Genomic DNA, 18,285 nt, shown 5'->3' on the forward strand with positions numbered 1-18,285 from the left:
GGGCGTTTTAGCCTTAACTGGTGAAATTAATTACCAGGCCTAAGAGAAATCTCTCCTCCCACCCACGATTTAATTTCACCACCCTGCTCTAGTAATAAGCCCCCCTGGTTATCGATTCCACGTGCAATACCATGTACCTCACGCTCGCCAATCAGTAGCTTCACAGAACGATTAATAAAGTTATCAAGGGCTTCCCAGCGCGTAACAAAAGGTGCTAAACCATCACGCTCAAAAATTGGTAGCGCTTCGCGCAGGCTGTTGAGTAATTTCGCGGCCAGTTCATTGCGATCAATCTCGATTCCCGCTTCCTGCAAATTGATCCAGCCCTGATTAATTTCCGCTGCCCCTTCTGAGCGCATTAGCAAATTAATACCGGCACCTATAACGATCTGCGCAGCATCACCGGTTTTACCCGTTAACTCAACCAAAATACCCGCGAGTTTACGATCATTAAGATAAAGATCATTTGGCCATTTAACGCGTATATCAGGCGCACCTAACGACTGAATGACTTCAGCCATGACAATACCAATAACTAAACTCAACCCCATTGCCGCTGCTGGCCCCTGCTCAAGGCGCCAATACATTGACATATAGAGGTTGGTACCAAATGGAGAGAACCATTTCCGGCCGCGGCGTCCTCGTCCTGCTTGTTGATATTCGGCAATGCATGCATAGCCTGAAGGGAGCTGGTTCATGCGTTCCAGCAAATATTGGTTGGTAGAATCAATAACAGGAATAACTGCCAGATCGGGTTGATGCAAATGTGACAAAATGACTTCTTCATCTAATAACTGCATAGCTGCTGGCAGGCTATAACCTTTTCCCGTCACCGTATACACATCTAAACCCCAGCTTTTCAGGGTTTGAATATGCTTATTAATAGCAGCCCGGCTCATCCCAAGCGCTTCACCGAGTTGTTCACCAGAGTGAAATTCACCATCAGCCAAAAGTGCCACTAACTTTAACGGCACGCTATTATCTTTCATGAGATTACCTCAACGGCGTTACGTTCGCCTCGAGCACCGATAAAGCGCACCTCTGGCTCCAGCCAAACATCGAATTTTTCACCGACTCTATTTCGGACCTGATGCGCCAAGCTTACAATATCTTGCGGCGTGGCGTGATTTTCATTAATCAGCACTAATGCCTGCTGACGATGAACTGCCGCACCGCCGACCCGATACCCTTTAAGGCCACATTGATCGATTAGCCAGCCAGCGGCTAATTTTACGTCACCACTGGCTTGTGGATAATATGGGATAGTTGGCCACTCTTTAATTAATGCCGCCGCCTGCTCGTCCGAAATGAGGGGGTTCTTGAAGAAACTACCGACATTGCCTGTGATATGTGGGTCAGGCAGTTTGCTTTGTCGCATATGGCAAACAGCATTAAATACATCCCAGGCACAGGCGGTTGCTGGATTCAGCTTTACCAGATCGCCATAGCTCAGAACTGGCTGCCACTGTTTTAGCAGTCGTAATCCAACTGCAACAATGACATAGTCACTCTTCATCTCATGCTTGAAAATGCTGTCACGGTAACCAAACTGGCACTCCTCACGGTACAAACGGATAATTTTCTGCGTCGGTAAATGCAAGGCTTCTACATAGTGGCAGATATCCTTAAATTCGACGCCATAAGCGCCAATATTTTGAATGGGTGCTGACCCCGCCATACCAGGGATCAGCGCCAGGTTTTCTAAACCGGTAATCCCTTTCTTTAACGTCTGCTCAACTAAACTATGCCAGTTTTCACCGGCGCCGACATGCAAATGCCATGCTTCATCCTGCTCTTCAATAGCAATACCTTTGATAGCGTTAATCACAACAGTACCGCTAAAATCCTCTAGAAAGAGTACGTTGCTTCCTTCACCCAATACAATAAAGGGCAAGTTGGAATGCTGGCTATTTTTCCAGGCTAAGCTTATGGCATCAGAATTATCGGCGACGATCAGCGTTTGTGCGCTGATTGCAAGATCTAGGGTGTTGAAAGCTTGTAGGGATGTATAGGGGCTGGACATTTCACGGCCTTAACTGGTTTATCTGGCCGTAGTTTACCTGATCGATATGTTCCGAGGTTGATGTTTTCTTAGTTTCCGTTGGGAAAGTAACATCTACAGACGTAAAAAAGCCCCGAACTTCCGTTCGGGGCTTCTTCACCTAATTGATGCCTGGCAGTTCCCTACTCTCGCATGGGGAGGCCCCACACTACCATCGGCGCTACGGCGTTTCACTTCTGAGTTCGGCATGGGGTCAGGTGGGACCACCGCGCTAAAGCCGCCAGGCAAATTCTGTTTCGTTCACGAAGCCCTGTCAGGCACCGCAAACCAATCCATAAACAAGCTGAAAATCTCTGGTCTCTCTCACCAAAACGCCTCTGGCGTTGTAAGGTTAAGCCTCACGGGTCATTAGTACCGGTTAGCTCAACGCATCGCTGCGCTTACACACCCGGCCTATCAACGTCGTAGTCTTCAACGTCCCTTCAGGACTCTCAAGGAGTCAGGGAGAACTCATCTCGGGGCAAGTTTCGTGCTTAGATGCTTTCAGCACTTATCTTTTCCGCACTTAGCTACCGGGCAGTGCCATTGGCATGACAACCCGAACACCAGTGGTGCGTTCACTCCGGTCCTCTCGTACTAGGAGCAACCCCCCTCAATTCTCCAGCGCCCACGGCAGATAGGGACCGAACTGTCTCACGACGTTCTAAACCCAGCTCGCGTACCACTTTAAACGGCGAACAGCCGTACCCTTGGGACCTACTTCAGCCCCAGGATGTGATGAGCCGACATCGAGGTGCCAAACACCGCCGTCGATATGAACTCTTGGGCGGTATCAGCCTGTTATCCCCGGAGTACCTTTTATCCGTTGAGCGATGGCCCTTCCATTCAGAACCACCGGATCACTATGACCTGCTTTCGCACCTGCTCGAGCCGTCACTCTCGCAGTCAAGCTGGCTTATGTCATTGCACTAACCTCCTGATGTCCGACCAGGATTAGCCAACCTTCGTGCTCCTCCGTTACTCTTTGGGAGGAGACCGCCCCAGTCAAACTACCCACCAGACACTGTCCGCAGCCCGGATTACGGGCCTACGTTAGAACATCAAACATTAAAGGGTGGTATTTCAAGGTTGGCTCCACGCAGACTGGCGTCCACGCTTCAAAGCCTCCCACCTATCCTACACATCAAGGCTCAATGTTCAGTGTCAAGCTATAGTAAAGGTTCACGGGGTCTTTCCGTCTTGCCGCGGGTACACTGCATCTTCACAGCGATTTCAATTTCACTGAGTCTCGGGTGGAGACAGCCTGGCCATCATTACGCCATTCGTGCAGGTCGGAACTTACCCGACAAGGAATTTCGCTACCTTAGGACCGTTATAGTTACGGCCGCCGTTTACCGGGGCTTCGATCAAGAGCTTCTCCTTACGGATAACCCCATCAATTAACCTTCCGGCACCGGGCAGGCGTCACACCGTATACGTCCACTTTCGTGTTTGCACAGTGCTGTGTTTTTAATAAACAGTTGCAGCCAGCTGGTATCTTCGACTGGCTTCAGCTCCGGGAGCAAGTCCCTTCACCTACGCGCCAGCGTGCCTTCTCCCGAAGTTACGGCACCATTTTGCCTAGTTCCTTCACCCGAGTTCTCTCAAGCGCCTTGGTATTCTCTACCTGACCACCTGTGTCGGTTTGGGGTACGATTTCGTGTTACCTGGAGCTTAGAGGCTTTTCCTGGAAGCAGGGCATCAGTTACTTCACCACCGTGGTGGCTCGTCGTCACGCCTCAGCCTTAAGACACCCCGGATTTACCAAAGGTGTCAGCCTACACGCTTAAACCGGGACAACCGTCGCCCGGATAACCTAGCCTTCTCCGTCCCCCCTTCGCAGTAACACCAAGTGCAGGAATATTAACCTGCTTCCCATCGACTACGCTTTTCAGCCTCGCCTTAGGGGTCGACTCACCCTGCTCCGATTAACGTTGAACAGGAACCCTTGGTCTTCCGGCGAGCGGGCTTTTCACCCGCTTTATCGTTACTTATGTCAGCATTCGCACTTCTGATACCTCCAGCAACCCTCACAGGCCACCTTCAACGGCTTACAGAACGCTCCCCTACCCAACAACGTATACGCGTCGCTGCCGCAGCTTCGGTGCATGGTTTAGCCCCGTTACATCTTCCGCGCAGGCCGACTCGACCAGTGAGCTATTACGCTTTCTTTAAATGATGGCTGCTTCTAAGCCAACATCCTGGCTGTCTGTGCCTTCCCACATCGTTTCCCACTTAACCATGACTTTGGGACCTTAGCTGGCGGTCTGGGTTGTTTCCCTCTTCACGACGGACGTTAGCACCCGCCGTGTGTCTCCCGTGATAACATTCTCCGGTATTCGCAGTTTGCATCGGGTTGGTAAGCCGGGATGGCCCCCTAGCCGAAACAGTGCTCTACCCCCGGAGATGAGTTCACGAGGCGCTACCTAAATAGCTTTCGGGGAGAACCAGCTATCTCCCGGTTTGATTGGCCTTTCACCCCCAGCCACAAGTCATCCGCTAATTTTTCAACATTAGTCGGTTCGGTCCTCCAGTTAGTGTTACCCAACCTTCAACCTGCCCATGGCTAGATCACCGGGTTTCGGGTCTATACCCTGCAACTTAACGCCCAGTTAAGACTCGGTTTCCCTGCGGCTCCCCTATACGGTTAACCTTGCTACAGAATATAAGTCGCTGACCCATTATACAAAAGGTACGCAGTCACCCCATAAATGAGGCTCCCACTGCTTGTACGTACACGGTTTCAGGTTCTGTTTCACTCCCCTCGCCGGGGTTCTTTTCGCCTTTCCCTCACGGTACTGGTTCACTATCGGTCAGTCAGGAGTATTTAGCCTTGGAGGATGGTCCCCCCATATTCAGACAGGATACCACGTGTCCCGCCCTACTCTTCGAACTCACAGAATGTGCACTTTCGTGTACGGGACTATCACCCGGTGTCGTGCGACTTTCCAGACGCTTCCACTAATACACAAACTGATTCAGGTTCTGGGCTGCTCCCCGTTCGCTCGCCGCTACTGGGGGAATCTCGGTTGATTTCTTTTCCTCCGGGTACTTAGATGTTTCAGTTCCCCGGGTTCGCCTCGCAACACTATGTATTCATGTTGCGATGATGCACTGAGTGCACCGGGTTTCCCCATTCGGACATCGTCGGCTGTAGCGGTTCATATCACCTTACCGACGCTTTACGCAGATTAGCACGTCCTTCATCGCCTCTGACTGCCAGGGCATCCACCGTGTACGCTTAGTCGCTTAACCTCACAACCCACAGGCGTTTTGCAACGCTGCAGACTGCAAGCATTTGAGAGACTCGAACATGTTGTTATTCATTTCTTATTACGGAGAAATGAACCAACACGTCGTTTCAATTTTCAGCTTGTTCCGGATTGTTAAAGAGCAGTATCTCAAACATGACGGTTACGTCAGTTTTGAGATACGTCGTGGAGACACCTTTCACCTGTCACCAAGCAAGTGGCGTCCCCTAGGGGATTCGAACCCCTGTTGCCGCCGTGAAAGGGCGGAGTCCTAACCGCTAGACGAAGGGGACACGGTAGTGTCACGACTTCGCAGCCGTCTTGCTCATTACTTTTCTATCAGACAATCTGTGTGAGCACTGCGCGGGAAGGTATCTTCAGGTAAGGAGGTGATCCAACCGCAGGTTCCCCTACGGTTACCTTGTTACGACTTCACCCCAGTCATGAATCACAAAGTGGTAAGCGCCCTCCCGAAGGTTAAGCTACCTACTTCTTTTGCAACCCACTCCCATGGTGTGACGGGCGGTGTGTACAAGGCCCGGGAACGTATTCACCGTAGCATTCTGATCTACGATTACTAGCGATTCCGACTTCACGGAGTCGAGTTGCAGACTCCGATCCGGACTACGACGCACTTTATGAGGTCCGCTTGCTCTCGCGAGGTCGCTTCTCTTTGTATGCGCCATTGTAGCACGTGTGTAGCCCTACTCGTAAGGGCCATGATGACTTGACGTCATCCCCACCTTCCTCCAGTTTATCACTGGCAGTCTCCTTTGAGTTCCCGGCATTACCCGCTGGCAACAAAGGATAAGGGTTGCGCTCGTTGCGGGACTTAACCCAACATTTCACAACACGAGCTGACGACAGCCATGCAGCACCTGTCTCAGCGTTCCCGAAGGCACCAAAGCATCTCTGCTAAGTTCGCTGGATGTCAAGAGTAGGTAAGGTTCTTCGCGTTGCATCGAATTAAACCACATGCTCCACCGCTTGTGCGGGCCCCCGTCAATTCATTTGAGTTTTAACCTTGCGGCCGTACTCCCCAGGCGGTCGACTTAACGCGTTAGCTCCGGAAGCCACTCCTCAAGGGAACAACCTCCAAGTCGACATCGTTTACGGCGTGGACTACCAGGGTATCTAATCCTGTTTGCTCCCCACGCTTTCGCACCTGAGCGTCAGTCTTTGTCCAGGGGGCCGCCTTCGCCACCGGTATTCCTCCAGATCTCTACGCATTTCACCGCTACACCTGGAATTCTACCCCCCTCTACAAGACTCTAGCCTGCCAGTTTCGAATGCAGTTCCCAGGTTAAGCCCGGGGATTTCACATCCGACTTGACAGACCGCCTGCGTGCGCTTTACGCCCAGTAATTCCGATTAACGCTTGCACCCTCCGTATTACCGCGGCTGCTGGCACGGAGTTAGCCGGTGCTTCTTCTGCGGGTAACGTCAATCGGTAAGGTTATTAACCTCACCGCCTTCCTCCCCGCTGAAAGTACTTTACAACCCGAAGGCCTTCTTCATACACGCGGCATGGCTGCATCAGGCTTGCGCCCATTGTGCAATATTCCCCACTGCTGCCTCCCGTAGGAGTCTGGACCGTGTCTCAGTTCCAGTGTGGCTGGTCATCCTCTCAGACCAGCTAGGGATCGTCGCCTAGGTGAGCCATTACCCCACCTACTAGCTAATCCCATCTGGGCACATCCGATGGTGTGAGGCCCGAAGGTCCCCCACTTTGGTCTTGCGACGTTATGCGGTATTAGCTACCGTTTCCAGTAGTTATCCCCCTCCATCGGGCAGTTTCCCAGACATTACTCACCCGTCCGCCACTCGTCACCCGAGAGCAAGCTCTCTGTGCGACCGTTCGACTTGCATGTGTTAGGCCTGCCGCCAGCGTTCAATCTGAGCCATGATCAAACTCTTCAATTTAAGTTTGATTTGCTGCAACACGTGCAGCGATGCTCATCTGTAAAACGTCATAATGAATTTCATTATGTGTTCACTCGTGAGGCTTTGATATTTTTTTGCGTCCAAAGACGCTGATATCAATCCTGCGAGTGCCCACACAGATTGTCTGATAAATTGTTAAAGAGCGTTGCGAACAGCGGGTTAACCGCCTGTCGCGAGGTGGCGTATATTACGCTTTCCCTCTTCAGAGTCAAACACTTTTTTCAGCGCTTTCATCCGGCGGGATGAATTTCTTCACTCCCTGCTGAGCCGCCTGCGTTGCCGCTTTGCCGTCTCAGTGGTGGCGCATTATAGGGAGTTATTCGGAGCTGACAAGGGTTTATTGCAAAAAAATGATCTTCCGGCCTAAATTTCGCCACAACGCGCTATTTCACAACGATTTGCCTGGTAAGTGCGCAAAATCCTGGGCAAAAAGCGTCACTTTGTTCCAATCGGTATAGTCCACTTCTTTTGACGTATCAGTTTCGCCGCCGGTCATGCGCATAATCAATTGGATCATAATACGATCAAACCAGCGGTAACGCGGATAACGTAGCGCGCCAGCAAATACCGCACAGCATTCTGGTTGCCACGGCGACTTTTCCAGGAACTTGCGCGTATAGGCATTGGTTTCTGGCGTGCACTTATCTGCTTTTCGCGCTGTCAGGTTGACGCTAAAGAAACCATTCACGCGCTGCTGCAACTGCAACTGATGTTGTGTGACAAATTTCATCAGTGCAGGATTAAAATGGCCATAGCGAATCGATGCACCAATCAGCACGCGATCGTACTGCGTCCAATCAACCCTCTGCGCCTGCAGCAAATCGATGACGTCGCACAGCTGCTGCGGCGCTAACGTCTGTGCAATACGCGCGGCAATCTCACGGGTTTGCCCATCTCGGCTGGAATAAAGAATCAACGCTTTCATTACTCAATCCTATTTTTTCATTCACGCCAGAAAGTCGGCGTAAACAGCACCAGCAACGTGAACACTTCGAGGCGTCCAAACAGCATGGTCAAAATCAAAATCCACTTCGCAACATCATTCATCGAAGTGAAGTTATCAGCCACAACACCCAACCCCGGCCCAAGATTATTCAAGGTTGCAGCCACCGCAGCAAACGCAGAGAAATCATCCACGCCAGTCGCGATAATAGCCAGCATGCTCACCAGGAACACCAGAGCATATGCCGAGAAGAATCCCCAAACGGCTTCGAGGATACGTTCTGGCAGCGCACGATTACCCAGCTTAATGGTGTAAACCGCATTCGGGTGCACCAGCCGTTTCAGCTCACGCGACCCCTGCTTAAACAGCAACAGTATACGAATCACCTTCAAACCACCGCCGGTAGACCCCGCCATGCCGCCGATAAACGCCGAGCACAGTAGCAGCACAGGCAGGAACAGCGGCCAGCGTGCGATGCTGTCAGTTGTAAAGCCAGCGGTCGTCGCCATTGATACCACCTGGAAAAACGCCTGATTAAGCGTTTGCCAACCGCTGGAATAGACATTGTGGAACCACAGCACCACCGTACAGATCAGCACCAACGTCAGCTGAACGCCAATAAACATACGGAATTCGGGATCGCGCCAGTAAACTTTGAGATTACGGCCACTTAATAGCGAGAAATGCAGGCCGTAATTACAGCCCGATATCAGCAAAAACACCGCGACGATAGTGTTAATGGTTGGGCTATTAAAGTAGCCGATGCTGGCATCATGCGTGGAGAAGCCACCAATGGCGATAGTTGAGAAACTATGGCCGATGGCATCAAACAGCGGCATGCCTGCCAGCCACAGCGCCACCGCGCACGCCACGGTGAGCAACACATAGATTAACCAAAGGGTTTTAGCCGTTTCCGCAATACGCGGGCGCATCTTGTTATCTTTTAGCGGACCCGGCATCTCGGCCCGGTAAAGCTGCATGCCCCCCACGCCCAGAATCGGCAAAATCGCCACCGCCAGCACAATGATTCCCATCCCGCCGAGCCACTGCAGCATCTGACGATAAAACAGAATTGCTTTTGGCAGCGTATCGAGGCCCACCAGCGTGGTGGCACCGGTGGTCGTGAGTCCAGAGAAGGATTCAAAGAATGCATCGGTAATCGAAAGATGCGGTTGTTCGGCGAAGATAAAGGGCATGGCACCCACGCTACCCAGCACGGTCCAGAACAGCACCACGATAAGGAAGCCTTCACGCGGCTTGAGTTCAGTTTTTTGTTTGCGATTCGGCCACCACAGCAGCGAACCAATCACAATCGCCATCATAAAGGTTTGGCTGAACGCGCGCCCTGCACCGTCACGATAAATTAAAGCAACGAGGCCCGGTAAGATCATGGTCACCGAGAACAGAATCACCAGCAGGCCCACAATGCGGGTAATGGCACGAAAATGCATTCAGCCGTTTCCTTTAAACAGATGCTTTTAGTTTGTCAGCGGGATGAGCGTCAGCGCGCCCCGGCTGTAATCAGAGAGGTTTTGGCGAAAGCCATCAATCTGCCCATGCGGCAGTGCCAAACGTAGCGCAATACGATCCTGATAATGGCTCTCTTCGATAATGCCGTCAAAACGCTGCAGCAAGCGCTCGATGTCGCTGAGTTGGGCATAATCACAGTGCAGGGTAAAGGACTCCATCGGCACTTTACGCTGGCGTACTAGCTGCTTCAGCCCTTGCTGCACTCCGCCGCCATAGGCTTTTACCAGGCCACCGGTACCAAGCATAATGCCGCCGTAATAGCGCACCACCACTGCGGTAATCTCGCCCACACCGCTGCCCATCAGCTGTGCCAGCATCGGTTTCCCTGCGGTGCCAGACGGCTCACCGTCATCGGAGAACCCCAACTGTTGCGAATCATCTGGCGCACCGGCCACCCACGCCCAGCAGTGATGCCGCGCGGTGGGATGTTCCTGCTTCACCTGCTGCACAAACGCGCGCGCCGCTTCCACGCCCGCAGTATGCGCCAGCAAAGTGATGAAGCGACTTTTCTTAATGGTTTCCTCGCTGAGACTCACGGCCTCAGCGGGAATGTCATAAGCATCCATCAGGCAAGGTGCAGATCGCGCGTCATATTTTCAATACGATTGGCGTGAACCACCACGTTATCCTCGATACGAATACCGCCGTACGGTTTCAATGCATCGATTGCTGCCCAGTCAAAGTATTGGCTGAACTTGCCGCCGCGCAGCTTCGCCAGCAGCGAATCGATAATATAGAAGCCGGGTTCAATAGTCAGCACCATGCCAGGTTCCAGCACGCGCGTGCAGCGCAGGTAAGGATAGTGTGAGGGTGCAGCGAGATGCGTGCCGCTGTCGTCCTGCATAAAGCCAGCAACATCGTGCACCTGCAGGCCCAGCGGATGTCCCAGACCGTGCGGCATAAACGGACCGGTTAAATCTTCTGCCACCAGCGTCTCTTCGGTCAGGCCTTTCACCAGCTCAAACTTCAGCAGCAGACGCGCAATGCGCTGATGCATTTGTAGATGATAATCGGTATAGCGCACACCTGCTTTCAACGTGGCGATCAGCGCCAGTTCTTCCTTGTTCATCGCGGCGATCATATCGGCATAACGCGATTTACTCTGCGCCGCATAGCTGCGCGTCAGATCGGCGGCATAACCGAGATATTCCGCACCGGCGTCAATCAGAAAGCTATGGCGTTTCGCGGGCGGCTGGTGATCCAGTTTGGTGTAATGCAGCACAGCAGCATGTTCATTGAGCGCGACGATATTGCCGTAAGGCACATCGGTATCGCGATGACCGGTAGCCGTCAGATAGGCGATGTTGATATCGAACTCGCTCATACCCGATTCGAATGCCTCTTTGGCTGCGCGATGGCCCGCCACCGCCAGCTTCTGCGCCTCTCGCATACACGCCAGTTCGTAATCTGTTTTGATGCTGCGATGGTAATGCAGGAAGTCGATCACACCTTTAGGATTCACCTGCTCGCTATTAATGCCGAGCTGCGCAGCGCGAGACGGTACCGGACCGATATACGCCACGTTATCGCGCTGAGCAGGCAACAGCTGCGCAATGTCATCAGCGTTCTTCAAGCCGATTACGTCAACATCGTTGGTCCAAAAGCTATTCGGCAGCGGCTCAACGTTGTGCCAGTAATCCACCGGTGAATAAAACCACAGTTTCGGTTTATTCACGCCATCAATCCATAACCAGCAGTTTGGCACCTGCGTCACCGGCACCCATGCTTTAAACTGGGGATTCACCTTAAACGGATAGTCATGATCGTCGAGAAAAACGGTCAGCAGCTCGCCGGAATGAATCAGCATGGCATCAAGCTTAAAGCGAGCCAGCACCTGTTGCGCCCGCTTCTGCAGCGTATCGATGTGCGCGTGATACAGGGTTTTCAGTGAATCCATGGACTTGTCTCCGATGTCGCGAAAGTGGCCGCAGTGTAGCACAGCCGTGTTGCGGATGCCGTCTTGCACGCGCTGTGATCGCCGTATCAAATAATCAAACTCTCGTTTGCAAATAATTAACATCACACTCACACTCCGATCCATCTGGTATGACCAGATCATCATTCGCGGTTTCAGGAGACGAACATGCTCTACCAAGGCGATACCCTTTCAGTGCACTGGCTTGACGACGGCATCGCCGAGCTGGTATTCGATGCGCCCGGTTCGGTGAACAAACTCGATACCAAAACTGTCGCCTCATTAGGCGAGGCGCTGAGCGTATTGGAACAACAACCCGCGCTGCGCGGCCTGCTGCTGTCATCAGCCAAACCGGCGTTTATCGTCGGAGCCGACATCACAGAGTTCCTGTCGTTGTTTGATGCGCCGGAAGAGAGCCTGAGCCAGTGGCTGGCTTTCGCCAACAGCATCTTCAATCGGCTGGAAGATTTACCCGTACCCACCGTGGCGGCTATCGACGGCTATGCGTTAGGCGGCGGCTGCGAATGCGTGCTGGCGGTGGACTTCCGTGTTGCCACGCCAACTGCGCGCATCGGCCTGCCAGAAACCAAACTGGGCATTATGCCGGGTTTTGGCGGCAGCGTGCGCTTACCGCGCCTGCTGGGTGCTGACAGCGCGATGGAAATCATCGCCGCGGGCAAAGATGTGGATGGCAACAGCGCCCTGAAGCTCGGCCTGGTTGATGCAGTCGTCAGTAGCGACAAATTACGTGCGGCTGCGCTAACCGTATTGCAAGACGCGATCACGCAGGGCAACTGGCAGGCGCGTCGCGCACCCAAGCTAGCGCCGCTGAAACTCAGTCCGATTGAAGCCGCAATGAGCTTCACGATCGCCAAAAGTATGGTGATGCAAACGGCTGGCAAACACTATCCGGCGCCGGTTACCGCCGTGAAAACCATTGAAGCCGCCGCCAGTCTTGGTCGTGACGATGCTCTGAAACTGGAAACCGCTGCTTTTGTGCCGCTGGCGCAAAGCGATGTCGCCCGCGCACTGGTTGGTATTTTCCTTAACGATCAGTACGTCAAAGGTTTGGCGAAGAAACACAGCAGCGCGGCAGGAGCTCCTCAGCAAGCAGCAGTATTAGGCGCAGGCATCATGGGCGGCGGCATCGCCTATCAATCGGCATGGAAAGGCGTGCCGGTGATGATGAAAGATATCAATCCACAGGCGTTGACGCTGGGCATGACAGAAGCCAGCAAGCTGCTTAACAAACAGTTGGAACGCGGCAAAATTGACGGGGCCAAACTGGCCAGCGTGCTCACCACCATTCAGCCGACGCTGGATTACGCCGGTTTTGAACGCACCGATGTGGTAGTGGAAGCCGTTGTTGAGAATCCGCAGATCAAAGCCAAAGTGCTGGCGGAAACTGAGCAGCACCTGCGCGAAGATGCCATTCTGGCCTCTAACACTTCCACCATTCCAATTAGCCAGCTGGCAAAAGCTCTGCAACGCCCGGAAAACTTCTGCGGCATGCACTTCTTCAATCCGGTACCACGGATGCCGCTGGTAGAAGTGATTCGCGGCGAGCAAACCTCGGAAGCGACCATCAGCAAAGTGGTGGCCTGGGCCAGCAAGATGGGCAAAACGCCGATTGTGGTCAACGACTGCCCGGGTTTCTTTGTGAACCGTGTGCTGTTCCCCTACTTCGCGGCTTTCAGTCTGCTACTGCGCGACGGAGCGGATTTCCGCCAGATCGACAAAGTGATGGAAAAACAGTTCGGCTGGCCGATGGGCCCGGCCTGGTTATTGGATGTGGTCGGTATTGATACCGCGCACCATGCCCAGCAAGTGATGGCGCAAGGTTTCCCGTCACGTATGCAGAAAGATTATCGCGACGCCATTGATGTGCTGTTCGAAGCCAAACGCTATGGTCAGAAAAACGGCCAGGGTTTTTACCGCTGGGAGCAGGACAAAAAAGGCAAAGCACAGAAGAAAGCCGATGCGGCAGTGGATGCGCTGTTGGCACCCATCAGCCAGCCAACCCGCGTGTTTAGCGATGAAGAGATTGCTAACCGCATGATGCTACCAATGCTCAATGAAGTCGTGCGCTGCCTTGAAGAGAAGATCATCGCCTCGCCGGCGGAAGCCGACATGGCGCTGGTTTATGGCCTCGGCTTCCCACCTTTCCGCGGCGGCGCATTCCGCTACATGGATACGCTCGGCAACAGCAACGTCGTCGATCAGGCTAAGCGTTATGCCGCTCTAGGCCCGCTGTATGCGCTGCCGGAGCTGCTGTTGCAAAAAGCCCATCAGCATCAGAGCTGGTATCCCGCGGTGCAACCAATTGACGAAGCGGCGCTGCAAAGTGCCTGAGGTAATAAAAATGGAAAAAGTGGTGATTGTTGATGCGGTACGCACGCCGATGGGCCGCTCCAAAGGCGGTGCATTTCGCCAGGTTCGCGCGGAAGATCTTTCGGCGCATTTAATGCGCGAGCTGCTAAGCCGTAATCCGTCGGTCGATCCCGCCGCGCTGGACGATATTATCTGGGGCTGCGTACAGCAGACGCTGGAACAAGGTTTCAACATTGCACGTAACGCTGCGCTGCTGGCGGAGATCCCCCATCGTGTACCTGCCAGCACCGTCAACCGCCTGTGTGGTTCGTCGATGCAGGCGCTGCACGATGCGGCCCGAGCGATCATGGTGGGCGATGCGCACGCTTGCTTGATTGGTGGTGTAGAACATATGGGCCACGTGCCAATGAGCCACGGCGTGGATTTCCATCCAGGCCTTGGTCGCACGGTGGCAAAAGCGGCAGGCATGATGGGTTTAACTGCTGAAATGCTGGCGCGCATGCATCACATCACGCGCGAACAGCAAGACGCATTTGCCCTGCGTTCACACCAGCGCGCATGGGCAGCCACTCAGCGCGGTGACTTTAAGCGCGAAATCGTGCCAACCTACGGCCACGATGCCGATGGCGTGTTGAAGCGTTATGAAACCGATGAAGTGATTCGCGAAGAGACCAGCCTGGAGGGATTAGCCTCGTTGCGTCCGGCATTCGATCCGGTGAATGGCACCGTCACCGCAGGTAGCTCATCGGCGCTCTCCGATGGCGCCGCCGCCATGTTGATGATGAGCGAAAGCCGCGCGCGCGAACTCGGCTTAACGCAGCGCGCACGTATTCGCAGCATGGCGGTCGTCGGCTGCGATCCGTCGATTATGGGCTACGGACCGGTTCCCGCCAGTAAGCTGGCGCTGAAGCGTGCGGGTTTAAGCGTGCAGGATATCGACTTGTTCGAGTTCAACGAGGCCTTTGCCGCCCAGGCGCTGCCGTGCATCAAGGACATGGGCTTGCTGGAACAGTTGGATGAGAAGGTGAATTTAAATGGCGGCGCGATTGCGCTCGGTCATCCACTGGGATGCTCCGGTGCGCGTATCAGTACCACGCTGCTGAATCTGATGGAACGTCGCGATGCACAATTTGGTCTGGCGACCATGTGCATTGGCTTAGGCCAGGGCATCGCAACGGTATTCGAACGGGTTTAATACGTTAACCATTGCACGTGTTCCCGCCCTCTCGGGCGGGCTTTTTTGTCTGTCAGATAAACGCAAACGCATCGCCGAACATCTGTGCTTCCAGCGCGCCGCGCTCAGCGCAGAAACGCTCCCGCGCAATCTTCGCCATCTCAAAACGACCGGCAATGTAAATGTCGTGCTCGCTGAGTGAAGCGTAATCCTGCATCACCGCCGTCAGCACCGTACCACTGCGCCCTACCCAATCGTCCGCCGGTTGCTCAACCACCGGAATCACTTTCAGGTTCGGATGCTTCACCGCCAGCGCATTCAGCTCATCCAAATCGTACAGGTGCATCAGCTCACGACCGCCCCAGTAAATCGCAATCTCACGATCGGGCTTTTGTGCCAACGTGGTCAGCAGAATAGAACGCGCGTAGGAGAAGCCAGTGCCACCGGCGATCAGAATGATTGGACGATCGCTCTCTTCACGCAGCCAGGCATCGCCATGCGGCATATCTACCGTAATCTGACGATCGTTTTTAATGCGATCCATCACCGCCATCGCGTAGAGGTTGAGATCGGATGCGCCGATGTGCAGTTCAATGATGTCTTTTTCCATCGGCGTGGACGCCAGAGAAAACGGGCGCTTATCGCGCTCATCCATCACTACCATCAGATATTGTCCGGCGCGGAAGCTAAAATCCGCGGCCGGAATCAAACGGACGCGGAAAACCGTATCCGTAATCGCTTCAACCGAAGTTACTTTGCAGCTTAACGTTGTCATGCGTTCCCTTTTTCTTCGGGTCTGGTTGGTCTGCCGCTTTTAGCGCTGCGGCGGCTCGGCAAAGATTGCTAATTCATCCCAAATGGCGTCAATACGCGCCGTAACGGCCGGATCTTTGACAATCGGCGTGCCCCATTCGCGTGTGGTTTCGCCCGGCCACTTATTAGTGGCATCGAGTCCCATCTTCGAGCCCAAACCGGAAACCGGTGAGGCAAAGTCGAGATAGTCGATCGGCGTATTCTCAACCAGCACCGTATCGCGTGCCGGATCCATGCGCGTGGTAATCGCCCAAATCACATCGTTCCAGTCACGTGCGTTAACGTCGTCATCACATACAATCACAAACTTGGTGTACATGAACTGGCGCAGGAAAGACCACACGCCGAACATCACGCGTTTGGCGTGACCGGCATACTGTTTTTTAATCGTCACCACGGCAAGGCGATAAGAACACCCTTCTGGCGGGAGATAGAAATCCACAATCTCCGGGAACTGTTTGATCAAAATCGGCACCAGCACTTCATTCAGCGCGACGCCCAGCACCGCCGGTTCATCCGGTGGACGCCCGGTGTAGGTTGAATGATAAATCGGGTTGCGACGTTGCGTTACGTGCGTCACGGTAAACACCGGGAAACTATCTACTTCATTGTAGTATCCCGTGTGATCGCCGTACGGCCCTTCCGGCGCCATGTCTCCTGGCTCGATATAGCCTTCCAGCACGATTTCTGCGCTCGCAGGCACTTCAAGTTCGTTCGAGATGCACTTTACCACTTCTGTTTTGTTGCCACGCAGCAAACCGGCAAAGGCATATTCAGAGAGCGTATCAGGCACCGGCGTGACCGCGCCGAGAATGGTGGCAGGATCGGCGCCAAGCGCTACCGATACCGGAAAACGCTCACCCGGATGCGCTTTGCACCACTCCTGGAAATCCAGCGCGCCGCCGCGATGCGACAGCCAGCGCATAATCACGCGATTCTTACCGATCACCTGCTGGCGATAGATACCGAGGTTTTGCCGCTCTTTGTGCGGGCCGCGCGTGACGGTCAATCCCCAGGTGATCAGCGGCGCGGCATCGCCCGGCCAGCATTTCATCACAGGAATACGCGATAGATCGACTTCATCACCGCTAAAAATCTCTTCCTGACACGGCGCGTTGCGCAGGCGCTTGGTGGGCATATTCAATACTTGCTTGAACTGCGGCATTTTATCGAAGAGATCGCGGAAGCCTTTTGGCGGCTCCGGCTCTTTCAGGAACGCCAGCAGTTTACCCACCTCACGCAGCGCACTGACCTCTTCCTGGCCCATGCCCATCGCCACGCGCTTCGGGGTACCAAACAGATTGCACAGCACTGGCATGTCGTACCCTTTTGGGTTCTCGAACAGTAACGCCGGGCCGCCGGCACGCAGGGTGCGATCGGCAATTTCCGTCATCTCCAGTTCAGGATCGATCTCCTGAGTGATGCGCTTTAACTCGCCACGCTGTTCCAGCAGCGAGAGGAAGTCTCGTAAATCCTGATATTTCATGCGGCTTTAGCTTTCCGGCCAGAGTGAAGCGCTATTATAGGTGTGTTTCACGCTAGCATGTTGAGGTTTCTGAGTCAGAAGTGCGTCAGGCTGGCTGACAGGAAAACGGCACCAGCGACTGTATCGCCAGCACATCATGATATGCCGCAGTCGGTTCGCCGTGGCGGAACACTTTGAAGTCTTCACCGCGTGCGCTGTAGTAACGCAGACGATTTTCACTCACGTGCAGGAAGCTGGCTTCGCGCAGCGCAATCACCGATTCATGCGGGTTAACGGCGCAGAATTCAGCCAAGCGCTCATCGCGCGTTTCGCCCATATGACCGCTGACGTGCGCATCCAGATAATGCGGATTGATCTGCACCGGGAACAGACCAAGTGCCGGAAGCACCACACTGCTGCGCACTGGCATATCATTGGTGGTTCTGATTGAAGGCGTTGCTACGTTGCATCCGGCGCTCCAGCCGATGTACGGCACATCACGCTCACGCACCGCGCGTTGAATCGCGACGATCAGGCCGTGCTCATGCAGCATTTGATTGAGGAACCAGGTATTTCCACCGCTCACCAAAATCAGCTCAGCTTGCTCAATCGCCGCAACGGGCGAGGTAAACTCGTGCACCGTACGCACTTCAATACCTAATGAATCTGATAAATCCTGGGCTCGCTGCGCATGATCGCCACGAATAATCGCGTAGGGCACCAATACCGCGGATGTGATTCCACGCTGGGCGATCATCGCGTGCAGTTGCGGGTGGGCGTAACTCAACAGCGGCGCATCGTCAGCCACTTTGCCATTACTTAACAGGAACAGTTCCATCAGCCACTCCATTTCAATCGTAAGATGGAGAAGGAGTCTG

11 protein-coding genes, 1 tRNA gene and 3 rRNA genes are annotated in these 18,285 nt (G+C 53.9%); 2 read left to right on the forward strand and 13 right to left on the reverse strand.

Annotated features, from left to right (window positions below; genetic code table 11):
* Positions 1-26: 26 nt before the first annotated feature.
* The 10 genes from birA to pepQ form a co-directional block, all read right to left on the reverse strand.
* The gene (gene birA / locus CRO19_RS07670) at positions 27-989 is read right to left on the reverse strand and encodes a bifunctional biotin--[acetyl-CoA-carboxylase] ligase/biotin operon repressor BirA (protein ID WP_097095311.1); all 963 of its coding nucleotides are present in this window, start codon (positions 987-989) and stop codon (positions 27-29) included.
* Positions 986-2,023: a UDP-N-acetylmuramate dehydrogenase gene (gene murB / locus CRO19_RS07675; RefSeq protein ID WP_097095312.1), complete on the reverse strand. Its 1,038-nt coding sequence runs from the start codon at positions 2,021-2,023 to the stop codon at positions 986-988. Before murB ends, birA begins: the two co-directional genes overlap by 4 nt.
* Before the next feature lie 148 nt (positions 2,024-2,171).
* Positions 2,172-2,287 (reverse strand): 5S ribosomal RNA (gene rrf / locus CRO19_RS07680).
* A 102-nt stretch (positions 2,288-2,389) separates the two neighbouring features.
* A 23S ribosomal RNA gene (locus CRO19_RS07685) occupies positions 2,390-5,296 on the reverse strand.
* A 214-nt stretch (positions 5,297-5,510) separates the two neighbouring features.
* Positions 5,511-5,585 (reverse strand) — tRNA-Glu (locus CRO19_RS07690).
* Positions 5,586-5,674: 89 nt separating this feature from the next.
* Positions 5,675-7,215, reverse strand: a 16S ribosomal RNA gene (locus tag CRO19_RS07695).
* Together the 16S, 23S and 5S rRNA genes with 1 tRNA gene alongside form the textbook arrangement of a ribosomal RNA operon.
* A gap of 409 nt (positions 7,216-7,624) precedes the next feature.
* Entirely contained in the window at positions 7,625-8,161 is a 537-nt protein-coding gene (gene hemG, locus CRO19_RS07700; RefSeq protein WP_097095313.1) for a menaquinone-dependent protoporphyrinogen IX dehydrogenase, read from the reverse strand.
* 17 nt (positions 8,162-8,178) lie between these two features.
* Positions 8,179-9,630: a Trk system potassium transporter TrkH gene (gene trkH, locus CRO19_RS07705; RefSeq protein ID WP_097095314.1), complete on the reverse strand. Its 1,452-nt coding sequence runs from the start codon at positions 9,628-9,630 to the stop codon at positions 8,179-8,181.
* 27 nt (positions 9,631-9,657) lie between these two features.
* On the reverse strand, positions 9,658-10,275 hold the full coding sequence (locus CRO19_RS07710) for an IMPACT family protein (RefSeq protein ID WP_097095315.1): 618 nt from the start codon (positions 10,273-10,275) through the stop codon (positions 9,658-9,660).
* Positions 10,275-11,606 (reverse strand): Xaa-Pro dipeptidase, encoded by a 1,332-nt coding sequence (gene pepQ / locus CRO19_RS07715; RefSeq protein WP_097095316.1) that lies wholly within the window; start codon positions 11,604-11,606, stop codon positions 10,275-10,277. Before pepQ ends, CRO19_RS07710 begins: the two co-directional genes overlap by 1 nt.
* 186 nt (positions 11,607-11,792) lie before the next feature.
* Here pepQ and fadB point away from each other — a divergent pair, with 186 nt between their 5' ends.
* Together fadB and fadA are read left to right on the forward strand one after the other, a co-directional pair.
* Positions 11,793-13,976 carry a fatty acid oxidation complex subunit alpha FadB gene (fadB, locus tag CRO19_RS07720; RefSeq protein ID WP_097095317.1) on the forward strand — a complete coding sequence of 728 codons (2,184 nt, stop codon included), beginning with the start codon at positions 11,793-11,795 and terminating at the stop codon, positions 13,974-13,976.
* A 10-nt stretch (positions 13,977-13,986) separates the two neighbouring features.
* Positions 13,987-15,150 carry an acetyl-CoA C-acyltransferase FadA gene (gene fadA, locus CRO19_RS07725; RefSeq protein ID WP_097095318.1) on the forward strand — a complete coding sequence of 388 codons (1,164 nt, stop codon included), beginning with the start codon at positions 13,987-13,989 and terminating at the stop codon, positions 15,148-15,150.
* Between the two features lie 52 nt (positions 15,151-15,202).
* On the opposite strand, the gene fre is transcribed toward fadA, so the two are convergent.
* The 3 genes from fre to pepE form a co-directional block, all read right to left on the reverse strand.
* The gene (gene fre / locus CRO19_RS07730) at positions 15,203-15,904 is read right to left on the reverse strand and encodes an NAD(P)H-flavin reductase (RefSeq protein ID WP_097095319.1); all 702 of its coding nucleotides are present in this window, start codon (positions 15,902-15,904) and stop codon (positions 15,203-15,205) included.
* Between the two features lie 39 nt (positions 15,905-15,943).
* Positions 15,944-17,428, reverse strand: coding sequence for a 4-hydroxy-3-polyprenylbenzoate decarboxylase (ubiD, locus tag CRO19_RS07735; RefSeq protein ID WP_097095320.1), 1,485 nt, complete (start codon positions 17,426-17,428; stop codon positions 15,944-15,946).
* A gap of 85 nt (positions 17,429-17,513) precedes the next feature.
* On the reverse strand, positions 17,514-18,245 hold the full coding sequence (gene pepE, locus CRO19_RS07740) for a dipeptidase PepE (RefSeq protein WP_097095321.1): 732 nt from the start codon (positions 18,243-18,245) through the stop codon (positions 17,514-17,516).
* Positions 18,246-18,285 lie beyond the last annotated feature (40 nt).

It is taken from the genome of Candidatus Pantoea floridensis (genome assembly GCF_900215435.1).
GTDB classification, from domain to species: domain Bacteria; phylum Pseudomonadota; class Gammaproteobacteria; order Enterobacterales; family Enterobacteriaceae; genus Pantoea; species Pantoea floridensis.

What these genes read in the sequence shown, in the direction of transcription:
- birA (WP_097095311.1), bottom strand. Translation starts at nt 989, where the DNA reads ATGAAAGATAATAGCGTGCCGTTAAAGTTAGTGGCACTTTTGGCTGAT.
- murB (WP_097095312.1), bottom strand. Translation starts at nt 2,023, where the DNA reads ATGTCCAGCCCCTATACATCCCTACAAGCTTTCAACACCCTAGATCTT.
- hemG (WP_097095313.1), bottom strand. Translation starts at nt 8,161, where the DNA reads ATGAAAGCGTTGATTCTTTATTCCAGCCGAGATGGGCAAACCCGTGAG.
- trkH (WP_097095314.1), bottom strand. Translation starts at nt 9,630, where the DNA reads ATGCATTTTCGTGCCATTACCCGCATTGTGGGCCTGCTGGTGATTCTG.
- CRO19_RS07710 (WP_097095315.1), bottom strand. Translation starts at nt 10,275, where the DNA reads ATGGATGCTTATGACATTCCCGCTGAGGCCGTGAGTCTCAGCGAGGAA.
- pepQ (WP_097095316.1), bottom strand. Translation starts at nt 11,606, where the DNA reads ATGGATTCACTGAAAACCCTGTATCACGCGCACATCGATACGCTGCAG.
- fadB (WP_097095317.1), top strand. Translation starts at nt 11,793, where the DNA reads ATGCTCTACCAAGGCGATACCCTTTCAGTGCACTGGCTTGACGACGGC.
- fadA (WP_097095318.1), top strand. Translation starts at nt 13,987, where the DNA reads ATGGAAAAAGTGGTGATTGTTGATGCGGTACGCACGCCGATGGGCCGC.
- fre (WP_097095319.1), bottom strand. Translation starts at nt 15,904, where the DNA reads ATGACAACGTTAAGCTGCAAAGTAACTTCGGTTGAAGCGATTACGGAT.
- ubiD (WP_097095320.1), bottom strand. Translation starts at nt 17,428, where the DNA reads ATGAAATATCAGGATTTACGAGACTTCCTCTCGCTGCTGGAACAGCGT.
- pepE (WP_097095321.1), bottom strand. Translation starts at nt 18,245, where the DNA reads ATGGAACTGTTCCTGTTAAGTAATGGCAAAGTGGCTGACGATGCGCCG.